This is a genomic window from Rhodanobacter sp. FW021-MT20 (assembly GCF_041107475.1).
GTDB classification, from domain to species: domain Bacteria; phylum Pseudomonadota; class Gammaproteobacteria; order Xanthomonadales; family Rhodanobacteraceae; genus Rhodanobacter_A; species Rhodanobacter_A glycinis.
Genome location: NZ_JBGBPX010000007.1, coordinates 44,226 through 63,062 on the forward strand (window position 1 = coordinate 44,226; position 18,837 = coordinate 63,062).

General features: G+C 65.1%; 12 protein-coding genes. 1 reads left to right on the plus strand and 11 read right to left on the minus strand.

All coding sequences use genetic code 11. From position 1 onward, the window contains the following. Positions 1–253: 253 nt before the first annotated feature. From AB7849_RS09565 to AB7849_RS09600, 8 genes are all read right to left on the minus strand, one after another. Positions 254–3,247, minus strand: coding sequence for a Tn3 family transposase (locus AB7849_RS09565; RefSeq protein ID WP_369492417.1), 2,994 nt, complete (start codon positions 3,245–3,247; stop codon positions 254–256). A gap of 108 nt (positions 3,248–3,355) precedes the next feature. Then, a complete protein-coding gene (locus AB7849_RS09570; protein WP_369501001.1) occupies positions 3,356–6,442 on the minus strand; it encodes an efflux RND transporter permease subunit in 3,087 nt (1,028 codons plus the stop codon). 102 nt (positions 6,443–6,544) lie between these two features. Further along, the gene (locus tag AB7849_RS09575) at positions 6,545–7,552 is read right to left on the minus strand and encodes a hypothetical protein (protein ID WP_369501002.1); all 1,008 of its coding nucleotides are present in this window, start codon (positions 7,550–7,552) and stop codon (positions 6,545–6,547) included. Then, complete coding sequence (locus AB7849_RS09580; RefSeq protein ID WP_369501003.1) at positions 7,542–9,038, minus strand: TolC family protein; 1,497 nt, start codon at positions 9,036–9,038, stop codon at positions 7,542–7,544. Before AB7849_RS09580 ends, AB7849_RS09575 begins: the two co-directional genes overlap by 11 nt. 141 nt (positions 9,039–9,179) lie before the next feature. Then, positions 9,180–10,646 (minus strand): heavy metal sensor histidine kinase, encoded by a 1,467-nt coding sequence (locus tag AB7849_RS09585; protein ID WP_369501004.1) that lies wholly within the window; start codon positions 10,644–10,646, stop codon positions 9,180–9,182. Continuing rightward, on the minus strand, positions 10,636–11,316 hold the full coding sequence (locus AB7849_RS09590) for a heavy metal response regulator transcription factor (protein ID WP_369501005.1): 681 nt from the start codon (positions 11,314–11,316) through the stop codon (positions 10,636–10,638). The genes AB7849_RS09585 and AB7849_RS09590 overlap by 11 nt, the downstream gene beginning before the upstream one ends. 68 nt (positions 11,317–11,384) lie before the next feature. Continuing rightward, positions 11,385–12,002: a cation transporter gene (locus tag AB7849_RS09595; protein WP_369501006.1), complete on the minus strand. Its 618-nt coding sequence runs from the start codon at positions 12,000–12,002 to the stop codon at positions 11,385–11,387. Positions 12,003–12,109: 107 nt separating this feature from the next. Further along, a complete protein-coding gene (locus AB7849_RS09600) occupies positions 12,110–13,273 on the minus strand; it encodes a tyrosine-type recombinase/integrase (RefSeq protein WP_369501007.1) in 1,164 nt (387 codons plus the stop codon). A gap of 170 nt (positions 13,274–13,443) precedes the next feature. Here AB7849_RS09600 and AB7849_RS09605 point away from each other — a divergent pair, with 170 nt between their 5' ends. Further along, complete coding sequence (locus AB7849_RS09605; RefSeq protein WP_008214616.1) at positions 13,444–14,427, plus strand: DNA-binding protein; 984 nt, start codon at positions 13,444–13,446, stop codon at positions 14,425–14,427. A gap of 108 nt (positions 14,428–14,535) precedes the next feature. On the opposite strand, the gene guaA is transcribed toward AB7849_RS09605, so the two are convergent. From guaA to folD, 3 genes are all read right to left on the minus strand, one after another. Beyond that, positions 14,536–16,116 (minus strand): glutamine-hydrolyzing GMP synthase, encoded by a 1,581-nt coding sequence (gene guaA, locus AB7849_RS09610; protein WP_008214614.1) that lies wholly within the window; start codon positions 16,114–16,116, stop codon positions 14,536–14,538. Positions 16,117–16,341: 225 nt separating this feature from the next. Further along, positions 16,342–17,799: an IMP dehydrogenase gene (gene guaB / locus AB7849_RS09615; RefSeq protein ID WP_092700859.1), complete on the minus strand. Its 1,458-nt coding sequence runs from the start codon at positions 17,797–17,799 to the stop codon at positions 16,342–16,344. Positions 17,800–17,942: 143 nt separating this feature from the next. Beyond that, positions 17,943–18,797 carry a bifunctional methylenetetrahydrofolate dehydrogenase/methenyltetrahydrofolate cyclohydrolase FolD gene (folD, locus tag AB7849_RS09620; protein WP_008214609.1) on the minus strand — a complete coding sequence of 285 codons (855 nt, stop codon included), beginning with the start codon at positions 18,795–18,797 and terminating at the stop codon, positions 17,943–17,945. Positions 18,798–18,837 lie beyond the last annotated feature (40 nt).

An 18,837-nucleotide genomic window follows, 5' to 3' on the forward strand; every position in this document is an offset into this window, starting at 1 on the left:
ATGCTGGCGACGCCAACCGTAGGTACGTCGGCGGGCCGCCAGACACAACCGCATGCGTGGCAAAGGTGCGAGCGGTGAGCTTCGTTGGGCCAGCGCAGATGCTGCTCGTTGACGGCGAAATGACCTGGCGGCAGTTCCAGATCCTTGAAGAAATAGGGGTTTGGGGAGCAATGGAACGAAAAACCGGGATAAGGTCAATTTATCCATAGAAACCATATGGATAGCGGAGCGCGCCTCCCGAGGCAGCCCCTTCTCAATCGCCTTCCCTATCATCAGGATCCCGTAGCGGGCGCAGTTCCCCGCGCGCAACTGCTTCGGGTACGGCAAAGGAATATCGACCGTGCATGTTGATGTGGTCATGGGTAAGCGGCGAGAGTCGCGCGACATCTTCATCGCGCACGGGAAAACCTTCTTGACGTAACTGTTCCAATGCAGCCTCCATATAGATGGTGTTCCACAAGACAACGATGTTGAGCACTAGGCCGAGCGCGCCCAGTTGATCTTCCTGACCTTCTTGGTAGCGCTGCCGTAGTTCGCCGCGTTTCCCGTGAAAAATGGCGCGCGCCACACTGTGGCGCCCTTCGCCACGGTTGAGTTGGGTCAACGTGCTACGTCGCTTTGCTTCATCATCGATATAGGTCAGCGTGTGCAGGGTCTTTTCGATCCTTCCGAACTCAGCCAAGGCCTGGGCCAGACGGGTCGGACGGTCGCCGATCTGCAAGGTTCGCATGATGCCGTTGGCCGGCACACGACCCAGTTTCAGCGAGCCCACCAGTCGCAGGATGTCGTCCCACTGCTCCTCGATCAATGACAATTTCACCCGCTGGCGGGCAACGGCATTAAGGGCGCCGTAATCGGCTTCGGGATCGATGCGCCAGAATCGCGTGCCGCCGACGTCAGCCAATCGAGGACAGAACCGGTACCCCAGGAGTCGGAACAACCCGAACACCACGTCGCTGTACGCGCCGGTGTCGGTCATGATTTGGGTTGGCTGCAATTCGGTAGGCTGTTCGAGCACCACGCCCAGCAAGATCAAGCTGTCGCGCAGCGTGCCCGGTACGGCGATGTGATTGAGGCCGCTGAACTGGTCGGAGATCAGGTTATACCAAGTGATGCCGCGTTCCCGGCCAAAATACTTCGGATTGGGGGCCGCATGCACGGTACGCACGGGAACGACGAAACGCATGCCGTCGGCTGACGCCACGTCGCCACCGCCCCACTGATGGGCCAGCGCCGACCGGTTCTGGGCCGCCACCAGGATGGCATTTGCCGAGACCAGGGTGTCGTTGCGGAGGTAGTTTTGGTCGACCCACGACAGACGTGATCGTTTCAGGGCGGCGATGTCAGCACGAACGAGGGGTTCGAAGCCCGTGTTGCTCGCCTCAGCCAGCAGTACGGCACAGAGGCTAATCGGAAGATCCGCAGCACGAGCAGACCGCTCGGTGAGATGGGTGAACGCATCGGTGAAACCGGTACGGGCCGCAATCTCCAGCAATACCTCTTCAATGTCCACGCGTGGCAGACGCTCATTAACCGCAGCACGCAAGGCCAGCAAAGACGCTGGTTCTTCGAGCTTGTCGAGGGAGCTGACGACCAGATCGTTCTCGCCTTCGAAGCGTACCGCAGGATTGTCCGGGAGTCGGGACACTACTGCGCGATAGGTATCGTCCAGTTCTTTGGTGATCGCGACCAGTGCCGATGAGGGCGTCGGAGACAAGCTGAGCGTGCGGCAAATGATAGGGCGCGCTGTCTCCCACTCGTTGCCGCTCAACAAGCCTGCACGCGGGTCGGCATACTTCCAACTGGGTGTGACGAACACATCGCGTCGGCGCAATGATGTATGCAATTCATCGAGCACGCAGAAAGTGTAAGCACGGTGATCGATGGTGTCGTCGTCGCGAATCGCGTAGCGCTGCCAGCGCTTGCGAATGACATCGCGCGGGACATCATCGTCGGCCTTGAATCGCCCGGGGTGCGAGCGAAGCCATTCATAGGCGGCGACCACGGCCTCACCTGCGGGGCTCGCCCCAAAGCGCAGGTTCTCCAAGACAAAGGGTAGAAAGCGACGGATGCGCCGATAGCGCTCACTCAGCTCGCTGTAAAAGACATCGTCGGGTGGTCGCACCAGGTTACTCACTTCCTGAAGGGCCTGGGCGAGGATGTCGCGAGGCACCTTGGCGAACAAGGTCTTGCGCAGCGTCTTGTCAGGGAGCGAGGTATCCAACACCACTTGGCAGGCATCAGCCAGCAGTGTGGCTGCACGATCGAGGTCTTTCAGCGTGCGCAAGCGCGTTTTCCGGTCTTCCTTTCGTGCCGTGGCAAAGACATCCCGCAGCAGCATCTCAAGGACTTCGACGGCGTCATCATGTGCGGTGGCTTCCAGGCAGTGCACGAATGCCACAAGGGTCGCGAGGCGACGTACTTCGGGCAAGCGGCTCACCGCGCTGGCTTTGGCGGCCCCCGCAAAGCGGGCCAGCGCTGTGACGCGACTAGCCGGAAGATGCGACACGGTGGGTAGGTCGATCCCGAGCTCCCGAACCTCCCGAAGCCGCATCAGCGTTTGAATGAGCGATGGGCCACTGACTCGGGTGGGGCCTGAGCGCAATTGATCCAGAAGCGAATAGCGGCTGCCAGTCGGCACGGCCAGCAACTGTTCCAGACGCTCATGCTGCGCATCCGAGAGCCGGGTACCCAGACGGCGCCATAGACGCTCTTCGGCGCGACTTTTTATACTCGCGACAAATCGTTCGAGCGTGCTGCGACCGGGGAGCAGTACCTTGTGCGTCAGGAGCCATGTTGTGGCTCGCTCGAATAGAGCGCTGGGCCGCTCCGTTCCCGTCCAGCACAACGCATACAGCCAGCGCCCCAACCGAAAGCCGATGGGCGGTTTGGTGATTTCGACGAAGCCATACTGACGACAAATATCGCGCTGATGATCCCACCTGAGTTCACCAGTCCGGTAGTCATCGAGAGAGGGATCTGTGTCCGTAATACCCAACTGTCTAGCAACGATGGATAGCACCAGTGGCGGCAGATCCAGCGGATCGTCGAGGAATGTTCCCAGGTATCGGAGTGTCGTAAGCTGCAGCGCGATGCCCAAGCGATTGGCATGGCCGCGCTTGCGCGCGATGTACGCGCGGTCAGCATCGTCGAGATGGAAATAGCGTGCCAGCTCGTCGCTAGACGGTTCGCCGTTGTATCGGCCATAGCTGTCGCGCTGCTCCTCGGTGACATAGCTGACAGGCATAGGGATTTTCTTCCGTAGAAGGCTTGTTCACAGCGAAGTTTGTAAGTCCACGCGTCGAAACGCCACCAAATCGAGCTGAACGCGCAACCGCCAACGCGCACGTCTGCCTCACGGCGTCGCTGGGGCAAAATGGAGCCAGCGTACGGCCATCACCGGCAGCACCAGCAGGTTGAGGATTGTCGAGGTCAGCAGTCCGCCCAAGATCACCGCGGCCATCGCGCCCTCGATCTCGTTGCCCGGCGCGCCGGCCGTGAGGGCCAGCGGCAACAGCCCGAGTGCGGTCACCAGCGCCGTCATCAGAATCGGCACTAGCCGCTCGGCGGCGCCGCGTTGCGCGGTGTCCATGTTCCATGGCAGGCCTTCGACCTCAACCAGATGGCGGTAGTGCGACACCAACATGATCGAGTTGCGCACGCTGATGCCGAACAGGGTGACGAAACCGACCAGTCCGCCCAAGCTCAGCGTGCCACCCATCAGCAGCGCTACCGCCACGCCGCCGACCAGCGCGAACGGCAGATTGACCAGCACCAGCGTCACCGAACGCAGGCTGCGCAGGGCCAGATAGAGCAGCACAATCACCCCGGCCAGCGCCAGCGCGGCGTGCGCCAGCAACTGGTTGGTCGCCGCCGACTGCGCGGCCGCATCGCCGCCGAACACTGGATAGGTGCCGGGTGGCCACGTGATGTCATGCGCCAGCGCCTGCTGCGCCTGGCGCGTGAACGTCGCGGCGTTGGCCCCGCGCAGATTCACCGTGACCACCTGCACGCGTTGGCCGTCTTCGTGCAGCACCATCACGCGCCCCTGGCTCATCGTCAGATCGGTCAGTGCCGACAGCGGCCACTGGCGCCCGTCGGGTGCACTGATCGGGAGTGCCCCCACACTGGCCGGATCCAGTCGCAGCGATGGCGGAAGGATTACCTCGACGTCGAACACACGGTTGCCGTCCAGCACCTGGCCCACCCGCGTGCCGGCGTACGCGGCCTGCAGGGTGTCGAGCACATCGGCTGGGGCGATGCCGTCGCGCGACAGCACGTCCTGGCGCAGACGGATCGACAGCTGTGGCTCGCCCTGCGCCGCCTGCACCTGCACGTTCGCGGCGCCTGGCAGGCGGGACAGTACCGTGGCCGACTGCTGCGCCAAGCGGTCGAGCTGATCGAGCTGGTTGCCATAGATCTTCACCACCACCGGCGCGGTGTAGCCGGACAGGGTTTCGTGGATGCGTTCGGTCAGAAAGGTATTGACCGAAAACGCGCCGCCCACGAACGGTTTCAGTGCCTGCTGAATGCCGTTGAGCGCACGCTGCTGGCCGGAACCGGAAAGCGGCTTCAGATCCACCTCGAATTCGGTGGCGAAGATCGGCGAAGGGTCGACCACGCGTGCGCTGCGGCCAGTACGTTGCGCCACCGAGCGCACGCCCGGCACCGCCAGCAGCGCCTGGCTGACACGCTCACCCAGATCCTGTGAGGCTTGTAGCGAAGCGCCGGGCGCCAGCCGCATGTGCACGATGTAGTGGCCTTCGCGCAACTGCGGCAGGAAGCTGCCTTGCAGGAACGGCAACACCGCTAGCGCCACCACACAAACCACCGCCACCCCGATCGGCAGCGCGCGCGGATGCCGTTCGACGCGTGCCAGCAGGCTGGCGTAGCGCTGCTTGATGCGCTGCTGCAGCGCCGGCTCGGGCGCGTCGTCGGTGCCACGCAACAGGGTCAGCGCCAGCGCTGGCGTCACCGTCAGCGCCACTACCAGCGAGGCCATGATCGCGGCGATGTAGGCGATGCCCAGCGGCGCGAACAGGCTGCCGGCCACGCCGGATAGCGTGATCACCGGCACGAACACCAGCGCCACGATGAAGGTGGCGTAGATCACCGCGCCGCGCACCTCCAGCGAGGCCGCCAGCACCACCTGCGCGGCGGGCAGCGGCGCGGCTTCGAGCCGGTTCAGGCGCAGCCGGCGCACAATGTTTTCCACGTCGATGATGGCGTCGTCCACCACTTCGCCGATGGCGATCGCCAAGCCGCCAAGGGTCATCGTGTTCAGCCCCAGCCCGAAGTGCTCCAGCACCACCACGGCCGCCAGCAGCGACAGCGGAATGGCCACTGCCGAGATCAGCGCCGCCCGCGCATTGCGCAGGAACAGGAACAGCACCAGCAGGACCAGCGCCGCGCCGATCAGCAGCGCATCGCGCAGGTGGCCGACCGCCGCGTCGATGAAGTTGGCCGGCCGGAACAGCGCGGGGTACAGCGCTACGTGCTGCGCGGTGAGCGCCGGCTTCAAGGATTGCAGCCGCGCATCCAGCGCCTGGGTCAGGCGCACAGTGTCAGCGCCGTACTGCTCGGCGATCACCAGCACCACGCCGGGCTTGCCCACGATGGAGGCCGCCCCGGCCGCCGGCGCCGCGGCGTTGCTCACCGTGGCCACGTCGCCCAGCCGCAGCACGCCGCCGTCATGCGCCTTCAGGGCCACCTCGGCGATCTGCGCCGGCGTGGTGGCCAGCCCGGTGGGTGCCAGCACGATGCGCTGGCTGGCGTTCTCGACGAAGCCACCACCGGCCTGGCCGGTGGCACGACGTGCCGCCGCCATCACCTGCGGCATCGACAGGCCGTAGCGTGCCAGTGCCTGCGGATGCACCTGGATCTGCAACTGGCGCTGGTCACCACCGAAAACGCTGACATCGGATACGCCGGGCACCGACAGCAACTGCGGCTTCAGCGTCCAGTCGGCCAGCGTGCGCAGCTGCAACGCATCCAGCTTGTTCGAGGTCACGCCGATCGTCAGCACGATGCCGGATGACGACGACAGCGGCAGCAGCACCGGCGTGTGCGCACCGGTGGGCAGCGTGCTGGCCACCCGCTGCAACCGCTCGCTCACGGTCTGGCGCACGCGTTGCAGATCGCTGCCGTTGCGAAACGTCAGGGTGATCATCGACAGACCCTGCAGCGACTTGGAGCGCATGCTGGTCAGTTCACCAGCGCCAGCCAGCGCGTTTTCCAGCGGCTGCGTTACCAGCGTCTCGACCTGGCTGGGCGCGAAGCCCGGCACCTCGGTCTGCACGATCGCCTGCGGCGGTGCAAATTCCGGAAACACGTCCAGCCGACTGCGACCCAACGCGAGCACGCCATAGGCCGTGGCCAGCACCGCCAGCGCGATCATGACCCCACGCAGACGCACCGCAAAACCGACAATCGCATTCAACATGGGTGGGCGCCTGCAGCGCAGCGGACGTCCACTGCCGGATGAATCGAGAGGGCCGCAACAGCGCGGCGCGATGCAGGACTGATGGCCGCGGCCAAGCGGGTCTCAGCCGTCATCGTCGTCGCCTCCGGCGGGCTTCACGCCGGGCGGCGGCAGCAGCTCCTGCGAGATCAGCAACTCGCCGCCGCGCACCACCACCCGCTCGCCAGCGCGAAAACCGCTCGCCTCGAACCAGCCGCTGGCGTCGCGCGCATCCACTCGCAACGGGCGCCGTTGATAGTGACCCGCGGCGGTTTCGACATAGACCCACGGCTGCCCGGCGTACCAGATCACCGCCATCGCCGGTACCGTCACGCCGCTCTGCGCGGCGCCGCCCAGCGGCACCGTGACAGTCAGCCGTTGATCCGTACGCAGGCCGGTGCCGTCGGCGCGGTAGAAGAAGGTTGCGCCCTGAACCACCGGGTCGGCGCGCGGTGAGGCGCCGATCAGGTGGGCCGACAGTGGGCCGCGATCAGGCAGCGACATCTCGATGCTGTCGCCGGTCGGTGCCGGTGAACCCGCCGGCAAGACCACGGCCAGCAGCGCGCTGTGACCGTCCGCATAGACCTTCAGCGCCAACGGTCCGCGCGCCGCCAGCGAGGCCAGGGACGCTCCCCACTGTGCCCGCGCGCTGCTGCGCGCGGCCGCTTCCTGTGCCTGCGCGATCCGCTGCTGTGCTTGCGCCTGTGCGGCCGCAGCCTCAGCCGCCTGCACCTGCTGCAGCGAGGTATTTTCACCATCGTGATAGAGCGCTGCCGAGCGTTTCGCCTCGGCATGGGCGCTGTGGGCGGCGACGGCGGCGGCCATCGCATTCGCGTGCGCGGCCTGCAACTGTACCGCCAGCGCCAGCAGCGGCTGCGGATCCAACACGCTGGCGGTGGCCTGCGCCTGAGTGGTCTGTTTGGTCGCCTGCAGGGCGACGGTGGTGATGCCACTGGCGTTGACGCTCGCTGCGGGCAGCGTCACGCCGCCGCTGGTGTCGGTGGTGGCATACAGGGATGGCATATGCAGTGCCAGCGCCACCGCGCAGGCGCTGACGAGAGCGACGCGACCCCAACCGGAATCAATGCGCATGGGCGGTCTCGGTCAGTGAGGAGGATGGCAGCGGATTCGCCGCCGAAGGGGGCGCCAGCGCGGAGATTGGCCACAGCGGGCGCTGCAACACGTCTTCCAGCCGGCCGAGTGACTTCAGCGTGGCGCCCAGTGCATCGGTGGAGGCCAGTTCGGCATGCGTTGCGGCCACCTCGGCGATCGTTTCGCGACCGCGATCAATCTGCCCGGCACGACGCTGGATGCGGGCACGCGTAGCGGTCTGGCGGGCAGCAGCGGCCACGTCGAGCATGCGCTGCCAGGCGGCATAGCGTGCGGCATAGTCGGCGCGGGCGGCATCGAGCGCGTTGAGAATCTCTGCTTGCCGCGCCTGCACCGCGGCGGCGGCCTCGTCGCGCGCCGCGGCGGCGGCGCGGATGCGTGCGCCGGCACCGTGGAACAGCGGTAGCTCGACGTTGATGCCGAAAGCGAACTTGCGCTGACCCTGGTCGTAGATGTAGCCCGGCGCCACTGAGGTGGTCGGGTAACGCGTGCCGGCGGCCATGCGCAGCCGCGCAGCGCTGGCCCGGTATTGCGCCAGCAGCGCGGCCAGGTCGAGTCGGTTCCAGGCGGCCTCCTGGGCCAGCGCCCCCACGGGCAGGGCTGTCGGCGGAGGCGGTGTATCCCACTGCGGCCAGTCCAGCGGCACGCCGCCTAGCGCCGACCACGGCACGCCGATCGCACCGGCCAGCGCATGGTCCGCCGCACTGCGTTGGGCTGTGCGGTCGGCCAGATCGGCCGCTGCACGCTGTGCATCGAGTTCCGCCACCAACTCGGCATCGCGGCCACTGGCACCGGCAGCCACACGCCGCCTCACACTGTCGTGATAGCCGGCCTGGGCGCTGGCGACAGTCAATGCCAACGCCTGCGCACGGCGCGTCAGCAGCACCTCACGCAGCGCAGCCATGGCGCGCGAGCGACTCTGCCAGACCGCCAGCGCCGCTTGATCGCGGGCCTGTTCGGTGTCGGCGGCGGCGATGTCGCGGCGCGCGGCCGACTCCCCGGGGTGTAGCAGCGGCAGCAGTAGTGCTGCACCGATCGTCCAGGGCGAAGCGACATCGGCGCCGCTGAAGACTTTTTCCGGGCTCAGCTGCAGGGTGGGATTGGCGCGCTGGGCGGCCAGCGCAGCGTCGGCCTCGGCGCGCCGCGCACCGGCACGCGCCTGCGCCAGGGCGGGGTCGAAGTACCAGGCCGCCACGGTGATGCGATCCGGCGTCCATGCCGCATGAGCGGAGGTGGGCAGATGCAACCGCGCCTCGGCGGCAACCAGGCCCGGATCATCCAGCCGGCGCGCCCCCAGCGTCTGCGCCTGGCGTTGCAGGTCGGGGGCCGGCGCATGGGATACCGCCGCACAACCTGCAACGCTCAGCGCCAGCAACGCACTGACTGCGGTGCGTATGACACCGGCACGTGAACCACCTCGGGAATTCGCTGCGGGCACGGTGGCAGCGTTGGGCGCAGGTCTTTTCATCCCCCGAGCATAGTCGGCGGTTCGTGATGAACCGCGCTCGGTTGGATGTCAATTCTGTCATTCGACGCGCGGCTGTTTGGCAGACACATGCCGCCATTCGCGCACGATCAAGCAAACGCGCAATGCGCGACATGGGCCCGGTCAGGCTTCATGTTTGAATGATTCTGCCTTGAGCGAATCCAGTGGCGGTGACGACAGGCCCGACGGCACATGCATGCTCACCGTGGTGCCGCGGCCGCGCACGCTTTCGACGCGCACTGTGCCTTGATGCAGCTCGACGATCGTCTTGACGATGGACAGTCCCAAACCGGTGCCCTGGCCGATGCCGCGTCGGCGCGCCGCGTCCACCTGGTAAAAGCGGTCGAACAGGTGCGCCAGGTGCGCCGCCTCGATACCTTCGCCGTCGTCCTGCACGCGAATGTCCACGCCGTCAGCCACTTCTTGCAAGGTGATCCGCACCTCGCCACCGTTGCATGAATGGCGGATCGCATTGCTCAGCAGGTTCGCCAACGCCTGCCTCAGCAACAGCGAATCGGCCGTCAGTGTGGCGGTGCTATCCAGCCGGATGCGGATGCCGCGTGCGTCCGCGCCGGGCGCATGCTGGGCGATCACCCAGGCGCAAGCCTGCGCCATATCGAACCGCTCGCAGCGCAGTGCCTGCTCGGCGTGCTCGGCGCGCGCCATGAACAGCAGGTTCTCGATCAGCACGTTGAGCCGCCGGCATTCTTCCAGGCCGGACTCCAGCGCCGCTCGGTAATCCACCGCCTCACGCGGGCGCATCAGACACACCTCCAGTTCGCCACTGAGGTTGGCCAGCGGCGTGCGCAGCTCGTGCGCCAGATCCACCGAAAAGCGCGACAGACGCGCAAACGCCTCCTCGATCCGTGCCAGCATCGCGTTGAAGACGTGCACTAGGTCGTGCAACTCGTCCGGCCACGGTGGCGTCAGCGGCAATCGAGCCGAGAGGTCGGCTGGCGTAATCGAGCGCGCGGCGCCAGCGATGCGCGTGAGCGGTGCCAGCCCCTGCGCCGCGACCCAGCGCCCGGTGAACGCCAGCAGTGGCACCAGCAGCAAAAACGCCAGCGCCAGTGCACGACGCAGGCTGCTCTGCAGCGCCGCATCGCGGGTCACGTCCATCGCCAGTTGCAGCACCGGCGCTGTGTCGTCGTTGACGCTGGCCAGCCGCACCGTCGCCAGCATGTAGATGCGCTGGCCTACGCGATGCAGCCGCAACGGCGCTGCCGGCAGGCCATCAACGGCGGGAGGGAATATCGCGCCGGGCAGCTCACGGGTCATGCCCGGCGTCTCGCCCACCTGGCTGCCATGGGTCAGTACACGGGCCTCGTACTGGCGCAGCCGCGAGCCCTCGGTTTCCTTCACGATCTCGCCCAGCAACGCTTGGGGATTGCCCCCGGCTTCGCGCAGATCCACCTGCAACTCAGCTACCTTGGCCTGCACGAAGCGAAGATGCTCGGCATCGAAGTTGGTCGACAGCCGCCAATCCGTGATGCCGGCAAACAGGGCCACCGCGGTCAGCGCCGCGAGCGTATAGAGCAGGCTCAGCCGCGCGCCGATTGAGCGCCGCCGCCACGGCAGCTCAATCGTCATGGCTATCCAGCATGTAACCGACACCGCGCACCGTGTGCAGCAGCGGTGCGGCAAACGGCGCATCCAGTTTGCTGCGTAAACGCCGGATCACCACGTCGACCACGTTCGTTTGCGATTCAAAGCAAATGCCCCACACGCTCTCGGCAATCAACGTGCGCGAGAGCACCCGCCCACGATGGCGGGCCAGCAACAGCAGCAGGGCATATTCCTTCGGCGTGAGCTGCAGTGGCTGGCTGTCCCGGGTAACCTGGTGACGCAGCGCATCGATCAGAAGTGGCCCCACGCGCAGCAACGCCACGTCGCCCGTCGACTCGTCCCGCCGTAGCAGGTTGCGCAGCCGCGCCAGCAGCTCGGCAAACGCGAAAGGCTTCACCAGGTAGTCGTTGGCACCGATCTCAAAACCGCGTACGCGATCTTCCACGTGATCGCGTGCGGTGAGAAACAGCACCGGGGTGTGAATCGCCTCGCTGCGCATGGTCTGCACGATGCTCCAGCCATCGCGGCCCGGCAGCATTACGTCCAGCACCGCCGCGTCGAAGGCGTGCTCGCGCAGCAGTGTCAACGCCACGTTGCCATCCTCGGCGAGTTCGACCGAGTAGCCCTGTTCTCCCAGGCCTCGAGCCAGGTAGCGCCGGGCTTTGGCCTCATCTTCGGCAACGAGTATTCGCATGATTGGGTGGGTCTCCGGTGAGGTCATTCGCCGGGCAGCGGGCATCATTTGGTGACGCCGTACCTTCGTCAGCATTCTGCGGCAACAGCGATGCGGTGTTCGTCTCTGGCTGCGCGCCACACTTCACGCGCGGCGTCGGCATTCAACGCCATGATGCCAAGGCCCACGACAAGATCAGGCCAGGCCGAGGGATACAAAGCTGTCACGAGAGCGGCGACGATCATGGCGACATTCGCCAAGGTGTCGTTGCGAGCTGATAGGAAGGCGGCACGCGTCAAGCTTCCTCGATGGGCGCGGTAACGCACGAGCATCAGCGCGCAGGAGAGATTGATAACGAGCGCACCTAGCGCTGTGATCGACAAGGGGATTGGCGCCGGCGGGAGCGGCGCCTGGAATTTGCTCCATGCCGTCCAGAGTGTGGCGAGTGCAGGGATGAGCAGAATGCCGGCCAGCCCCATCCCGACTCGGGCTCGTGCTTTGAGCGACCACGCGAAGGCTGCCCAGATCAGCAGGTTGACCGACGCGTCTTCCAGAAAGTCGACGCTGTCGGCGAACAGAGAAACGGAGCCAATGTGCAAGGCAACGGCAAACTCGACCCCGAAGTAAGCGAGGTTGAGCAACGCCACGATGAGCACGGTACGACGTAAGTGGCGATGGTCTCTCGGATCATGGGATTCTTTATTCACGGGACGTGTATCTCGCTGCAGGCGTTACTACATGATACGTTCGGCGGGCCTCAACCTGACACGGAGTGCACCGGCAGGCATGTGGGAACGATGACCGGATGGATCAATCACGCGCGTTCTCCAAGTGGTGACGAGACATCGTCGCGAGCCTGCGTAGTACTGTCGTGCCGTGCATCGTCCTCCGCGTGCAGGTAGATCGAGGTGGTGGCGATCGAGCTGTGTCGAAGGTTGCGTTGGATATGATGCACAGGGTTGCCGGCTTCGGCTTGATGCGTCGCGGCCGTATGCCGGAGCCAGTGGGTCGATGCCTGCCGTAATCGAGCGGCGCGTGCGTCATCGGTCGGTGCCAATGCGTCGGCGACCCGTCCCAGGGCATCCTTGACAACCAAGTACACGGCGGTCGCGGTCAACGGCGCTGTCCGGCCGGCGATGCCGAGAATCAGCGGCCGAGCGCTATCACCCTCCGGTAGCGCAGATAACCCGTGGAAGCTCCGGTACCGTGCGAAATCCGCCATCAAGGCATCGCTGACCGGCACCTCACCCTCCACGCCGCCTTTGCCGGTCACGTGCAACCACCAGCGGCCTCGCCGATGCACGAAGTCACCCTCACTGGCCTTCGCCGCTTCCGTGGCACGCAGAGCGGTTTCGTAGAGGAAACGCAATACCCATCGGGCGCGTTCATAGCGTTGCCGCTCCCTGGGTGTGGTTTGCGGCCACTGCTCCACCTGCGCGAGCGTGTCCTGCCATAGCGCGCGATCCAGGTAGCGCTCGATCGTCCGGCGGGTGCCGCGCGAACCACGCCGGCGAGGCTGTAGCGCGAAGGGCGTGCCGGCGAGATAGCCGGCACGCACGAGGTAATTGAACAGGCCGGCCAGGATGCCAAGCGCTTGGCGCCGGCTGCGCTCCGCCAACGGACCCGCGAAGAGTCGCCGATGGTCGCCGCGTCGCGCCAAAGCTTCGTCGCACCAGGTCGGCAGGGGGGCGGCCAAGAAGGCCTCGTACGCCAAGACATCCTCGCGCGTCAGGCTGGAGACCGCCTTACCGCGCAGTTGGGTTGCCCATAGCAGCAGCCGTTCGGCTTCCTTGCGGTAGCTACGGAAGGTGTGCGGCGAACCGTGGTATTCGGCCAGCCATAAGCCAATGGCAGCGACATCGTCGTTTGCGGCGATTTGCCGGGTCACACCGACTGAGGCGCGATTGGTACCCGAGATTCCCGACAGGGCGGCCGGGAGCGCTTGGGGTACTACGGTGCTCAGCGGGTGGTCGCTCACAGGCTTTCCGATGTTGAGGTGGGCGCGAGATTGGAGCGTACACCCGAAAGATTTTTGATTATGGGAGTTATCGTAAATTTCCTGATCTTATCGTTATGAATATAACGTAATACTGTGATATACATGCTGCGAGTTCTGCAAAATTGACCCGCCGAGCGACTGGAGCCGCCATGAGCCGTGTCAGTGATACCCGCCAACGTACCCGCGAAACCGCCGCTGCCTTGGTCGCGGACGGTAGACGCCCCCACGAGCTGACCGTCGACCTGATCTATGCCGCCATCCAGCAAGGTAGCCGCACCACCATCAACGACGAGCTGAAGCTGTGGAAGGACGAACGGGCCAAGGCTGATGCGGTCGGCGCCGATCTACCGCCGGCGATCGCCGATGCCATGCGCTCACTCTGGGTGGCCGCTGTGGAACAGGGGGAGAAGGTATTCAACGAGCACCGCCAGGCGCTGGAATCTGATCTGGACGCACAGAAGCGTGCGTACGATGACGTTGCTGTCGAACGGGATGCGGCACAGGCCACGGTTCATCAGCTGCAGCACGAGGTCAGTCAACTACGCGAGCAAGGCATCGAGGTGCAGCAGCAGCTCACCCGGGAAACCGAGGCCAAGCGCGATGCCCTTGGCCAGGTTCAATCGTTGCAGCACGAGGTGGCGGCCGTTCGTACCGACATGGCTCAGCAACTAGAGGCCGCACGGCAGGCCCACGACCGATTGACCACCGAATTCCAAGCGACCGTTGCAGCCCGCGATGCTACCTTTCAGGTGGAACGGGACAAAGCCAACGCGCGCGTGGAGGCCGCTCAAGCCCGCATGCTGCAAGAAACCGATGCAGCACGGGAAGGACAGCGGCAGGCAGAGCAGCAATTGGCCAAGCTGCGGCAACGTAGCGAAGACCAGCAGACCAGCCTCACGGAATTGCGATTGAACATGGCGCGCATTCGTCGAGAATTGGCCGATGGCGAAGCGCGCTTGGCGGCGATGACCAGCGTCACCGGCGAGCGTGACCAGCTCGCCTTGGAGCTGGCTGCCACGCGAGGACAGGTCAGTGGCCTGACTTTGGCGCTTCAATCAGCGGAAGCCCGCGCAGTGGCCGCAGAGAGTCAGTTGACTGTGGGCCACAAACGCCGTCAATCCAAGCAAAAATGAGAACATGGTCAATACGAAATACTATGATCCGTAACGACTTTTCGTTCTTATCCCGGTTTTCCGTTCCATTGCTCCCCAAACCCCGATACGCACAAGTGGCTGATTTTTCTATTCCCACTCGATCGTGGCCGGCGGTTTGCCGCTGATGTCATACACGACACGAGAAATGCCACGTATCTCATTGATAATACGGTTGGAAACCTTGCCAAGAAACTCATACGGCAAGTGCGCCCAATGGGCCGTCATGAAGTCGATGGTTTCCACCGCACGCAGTGCCACCACCCATTCGTAGGCGCGCGCGTCACCTACCACACCCACCGATTTCACCGGCAGGAACACCGCGAAGGCCTGGCTGGTCTTGTCGTACAGGTCGGCCTTGCGTAGCTCGTCGATAAAGATGGCATCGGCGCGGGCCAGCAGTTCGGCGTATTCGCGCTTCACTTCACCCAGGATGCGCACGCCGAGGCCGGGGCCGGGGAACGGATGGCGATAGACCATCTCGCGCGGCAAGCCCAGCGCCACGCCGATACGGCGCACTTCGTCCTTGAACAGCTCGCGCAGCGGCTCGACCAGCTTGAGCTTCATGTGCTCGGGCAGGCCACCCACGTTGTGGTGGCTCTTGATGACGTGGGCCTTGCCGGTCTTGCTGCCGGCCGACTCGATCACGTCGGGGTAGATGGTGCCCTGTGCCAGCCACTTCACCTTGCCGCCGTGGGCGATCAGCTTTTCCGATTCCTCGTCGAAGATCTCCACGAACAGGCGTCCGATGATCTTGCGCTTGGCTTCCGGGTCGGCCTCGCCCTCGAGTGCGGTGAAGTAGCGGTCCGCAGCATTCACGCGGATCACCTTGACGCCCATGTGCTCGGCCATGGTGGCCATCACCTGGTCGCCTTCCTGCCAGCGCAGCAGGCCGGTATCGACGAACACGCAGGTCAGTCGATCACCGATGGCCTTGTGCAGCAGCGCGGCCACCACCGAGGAATCCACGCCACCAGACAAACCCAGCAGCACATGATCCTCGCCCACCTGTTCGCGCACGCGGGCGATCTGGTCGTCGATGATGTTGGCCGCCGTCCACAACGTGGCGCAGCCGCAGATGTCGGTGATGAAGCGCTTGAGCAGCGCACTGCCCTGCTTGGTGTGGGTCACTTCCGGATGGAACTGCACGCCGTACCAGCGTTTGTCCGCGTTTTCCATCACCGCGACGGGAATGCGCTCGGTGGTGCCGGTGACGACGAAGCCCGGGGGCGCCTTGCTGACGTGATCGCCGTGGCTCATCCAGACGTCCAGACGATGGGCGTCGGCATGATCGCTGAGGCCATCGAACAACTGGCTGGAGGCCACGATGTCCACGCTGGCGTGGCCGAACTCGCGCGCCTCGGCCGCCTCGGTGGCGCCGCCAAGCTGGGCCGCCAGGGTTTGCATGCCGTAGCAGATACCGAGGATCGGCACGCCCGCATCGAACGCCTGTTGCGGCGCCTTGGGCGCGTCGACCAGCGTGGTCGACTCCGGACCGCCGGAGAAGATGATGCCCTTGGGTGCGAACGCCGCGATTTCGGTCGGGTCGTGGTCCCAGGCCCAGATCTCGCAATACACGCCGAGCTCGCGTACGCGGCGCGCAATCAACTGCGTGTACTGCGCGCCGAAGTCGAGGATGAGGATCTTGTCGGAATGGATATTGGCTGTCATGGGCGGCTGGCCGGAAGGCTGGAGAGTTCGGTCGTCGTCATTCCGGCGCAGGCCGGAGGTGCTTTACAACAGCTGCAAGCTGGTCATCCAGTGACTGCACGCTCCGCTCGTCGCGGGTGTATTCCGGAGGTACCCGGCCCGGTCGGGCAGGCCCTCTTCGGCATCGCTACTGGATTCCGGCCTGCGCCGGAATGACGCGCGGGGAGCGCAAGCGCCCCGCACTGGTCAGGAATTGAGCCGGTAGTTCGGCGCTTCCTTGGTGATCTGGATATCGTGCGGATGCGCTTCGGTAACGCCGGCCGAGGTCACCTTCACGAACTGCGCCTTGCTGCGCACGTCCTCGATGGTGGCTGCGCCCACGTAGCCCATCGAGGCGCGCAGGCCGCCGATCAGCTGGTGGATGATGTTGCTCAGCGGTCCACGGTACGGCACGCGACCCTCGATGCCTTCGGGCACCAGCTTGTCGGCATCGGCTTCGTCCTGGAAGTAGCGATCCTTGGAGCCAAGCTGCATCGCGCCGATCGAGCCCATGCCGCGATAGCTCTTGTACGAGCGGCCCTGGAACAATTCCACCTCGCCGGGCGATTCCTCGGTGCCGGCAAACATCGAGCCGAGCATCACCGACGACGCACCAGCGGCCAGCGCCTTGGGAATGTCGCCAGAATAGCGGATGCCACCATCGGCGATCAGCGGAATGGAATCCTTCAGCGCCGTGGCTACCATGTCGATCGCGGTGATCTGCGGCACGCCCACGCCGGCCACCACGCGGGTGGTGCAGATGGAACCCGGGCCCACGCCCACCTTCACCGCGTCGGCGCCGGCGTCGCGCAAGGCCAGTGCGGCATCACCGGTAACGATGTTGCCGGCGATCACCTGCACCTGCGGGAAGTTCTTCTTCACCCAGGCCACGCGATCGATCACGCCCTGCGAATGGCCGTGCGCCGTGTCCACCACCAGCACGTCCACGCCGGCCTCGACCAGCGCATGGACACGCAGCTCGGTATCGCCGCCCACGCCCACCGCCGCGCCGACCAGCAGCGCCTCGTTGGCGTCCTTGGCGGAATTGGGGTTGTCGCGGGCTTTCTGGATGTCCTTCACGGTGATCAGGCCGCGCAGCTGGAAGGCGTCGTTGACCACCAGCACCTTCTCGATGCGGTGCTTGTGCAGCAACTGCAGCACTTCGTCCTGGCTGGCGCCTTCCTTCACCGTGACCAGCTTGTCCTGGCGGGTCATGATGTTGCGCACCGGATCATCGGGCTTGCGCTCGAAGCGCATGTCGCGGCTGGTGACGATGCCGACCAGTTGCTCGCCCTCGACCACCGGCACGCCGGAAATGTTGTGTGCGTGGGTGAGCTTGAGCACTTCGCGGATCGAGGTGTCCGGGCTCACGCTGAACGGACTGCGGATCACGCCGGCTTCGAACTTCTTCACCAGCCGCACTTCCGCGGCCTGCTGCTCGGCGGTCATGTTCTTGTGGATGATGCCGATGCCACCCTGCTGGGCCATGGTGATGGCCAGGCGCGCTTCGGTCACCGTGTCCATGGCAGCGGACACGATGGGAATGTTCAAACGCAGGCCGCGGGTGAATCGGGTGGAGGTGTCGACGTCGCGTGGCAGCACGACGGAGTGGCCCGGGACGAGGTAAACGTCGTCGTAGGTCAGGGCCTCGGCGAGGATGCGCATCGGAAAGTTCCCTGCAAAGAGGGGATTATACGCGCCTCGCAGGTCCTCTCGCCAGACATGCAGCGTTCTGCAGGAGCCCGCTTGCGGGCGATGCTCCAGTTTCGATGCAAACCGGAGCAGAAGCATCGCCCGCGAGCGGGTTCCTACGGGGTGCTTGCCTCGGCCGCTTCCAGCGTGTTCTCCAGCAAGGTGGCCACGGTCATCGGGCCGACGCCGCCGGGCACCGGAGTGATCCAGCTCGCGCGTTCGGCCGCCGGCTTGAAATCCACGTCACCGACCAGGCGGCCGTCATCGAGCCGGTTGATGCCGACATCGATCACCACTGCGCCGGGCTTGATCCATTCGCCCTTCACCAGACCCGCCTTGCCCACCGCTACGATCAAAATGTCGGCCTGGCGCACGAAGCCTTCCAGGTCCCGCGTGAAACGATGGCAACAGGTGGTGGTGCAGCCGGCAATCAGCAGTTCCAGCGCCAGTGGCCGCCCGACATGATTGGACACGCCCACCACCACGGCATGCTGGCCGCGCACCGGACGATCGGTATGGCCCAGCAAGGTCATCACGCCCTTGGGCGTACACGGGCGCAAACCGAATCGGCGCAGCGCCAGACGGCCCACGTTCACCGCCTGGAAACCGTCCACGTCCTTGTTCGCATCGATGCGGTCGACCAGTGCATCCTCGTCGATATGCGATGGCAGCGGCGATTGCACCAGGATGCCGTGTACGGCCGGATCGGCATTGAGCTGGTCGATCAGTGCGAACAGCTCGGCTTGCGTGGTGCTGCTCGGCAAGTCGTGGTCGAACGAGCGGAACCCCACCTGATGGCAGGCTTCGCGCTTCTTGCGCACGTACACCGAGGAAGCTGCATCGTCGCCCACCAGCACCACGGCCAGACCGGGCTCGGGCAGGTTCTGCGCCTTGCGTTCGACTACGCGTCGCTTGATTCGCGACAGCAGTTCCTGTGCGATCCGTTTGCCGTCGAGAATGCGTGCGCTCATGATCGCCCTAGTCCTGCAAAGGCGCACATTATCGCGGTTG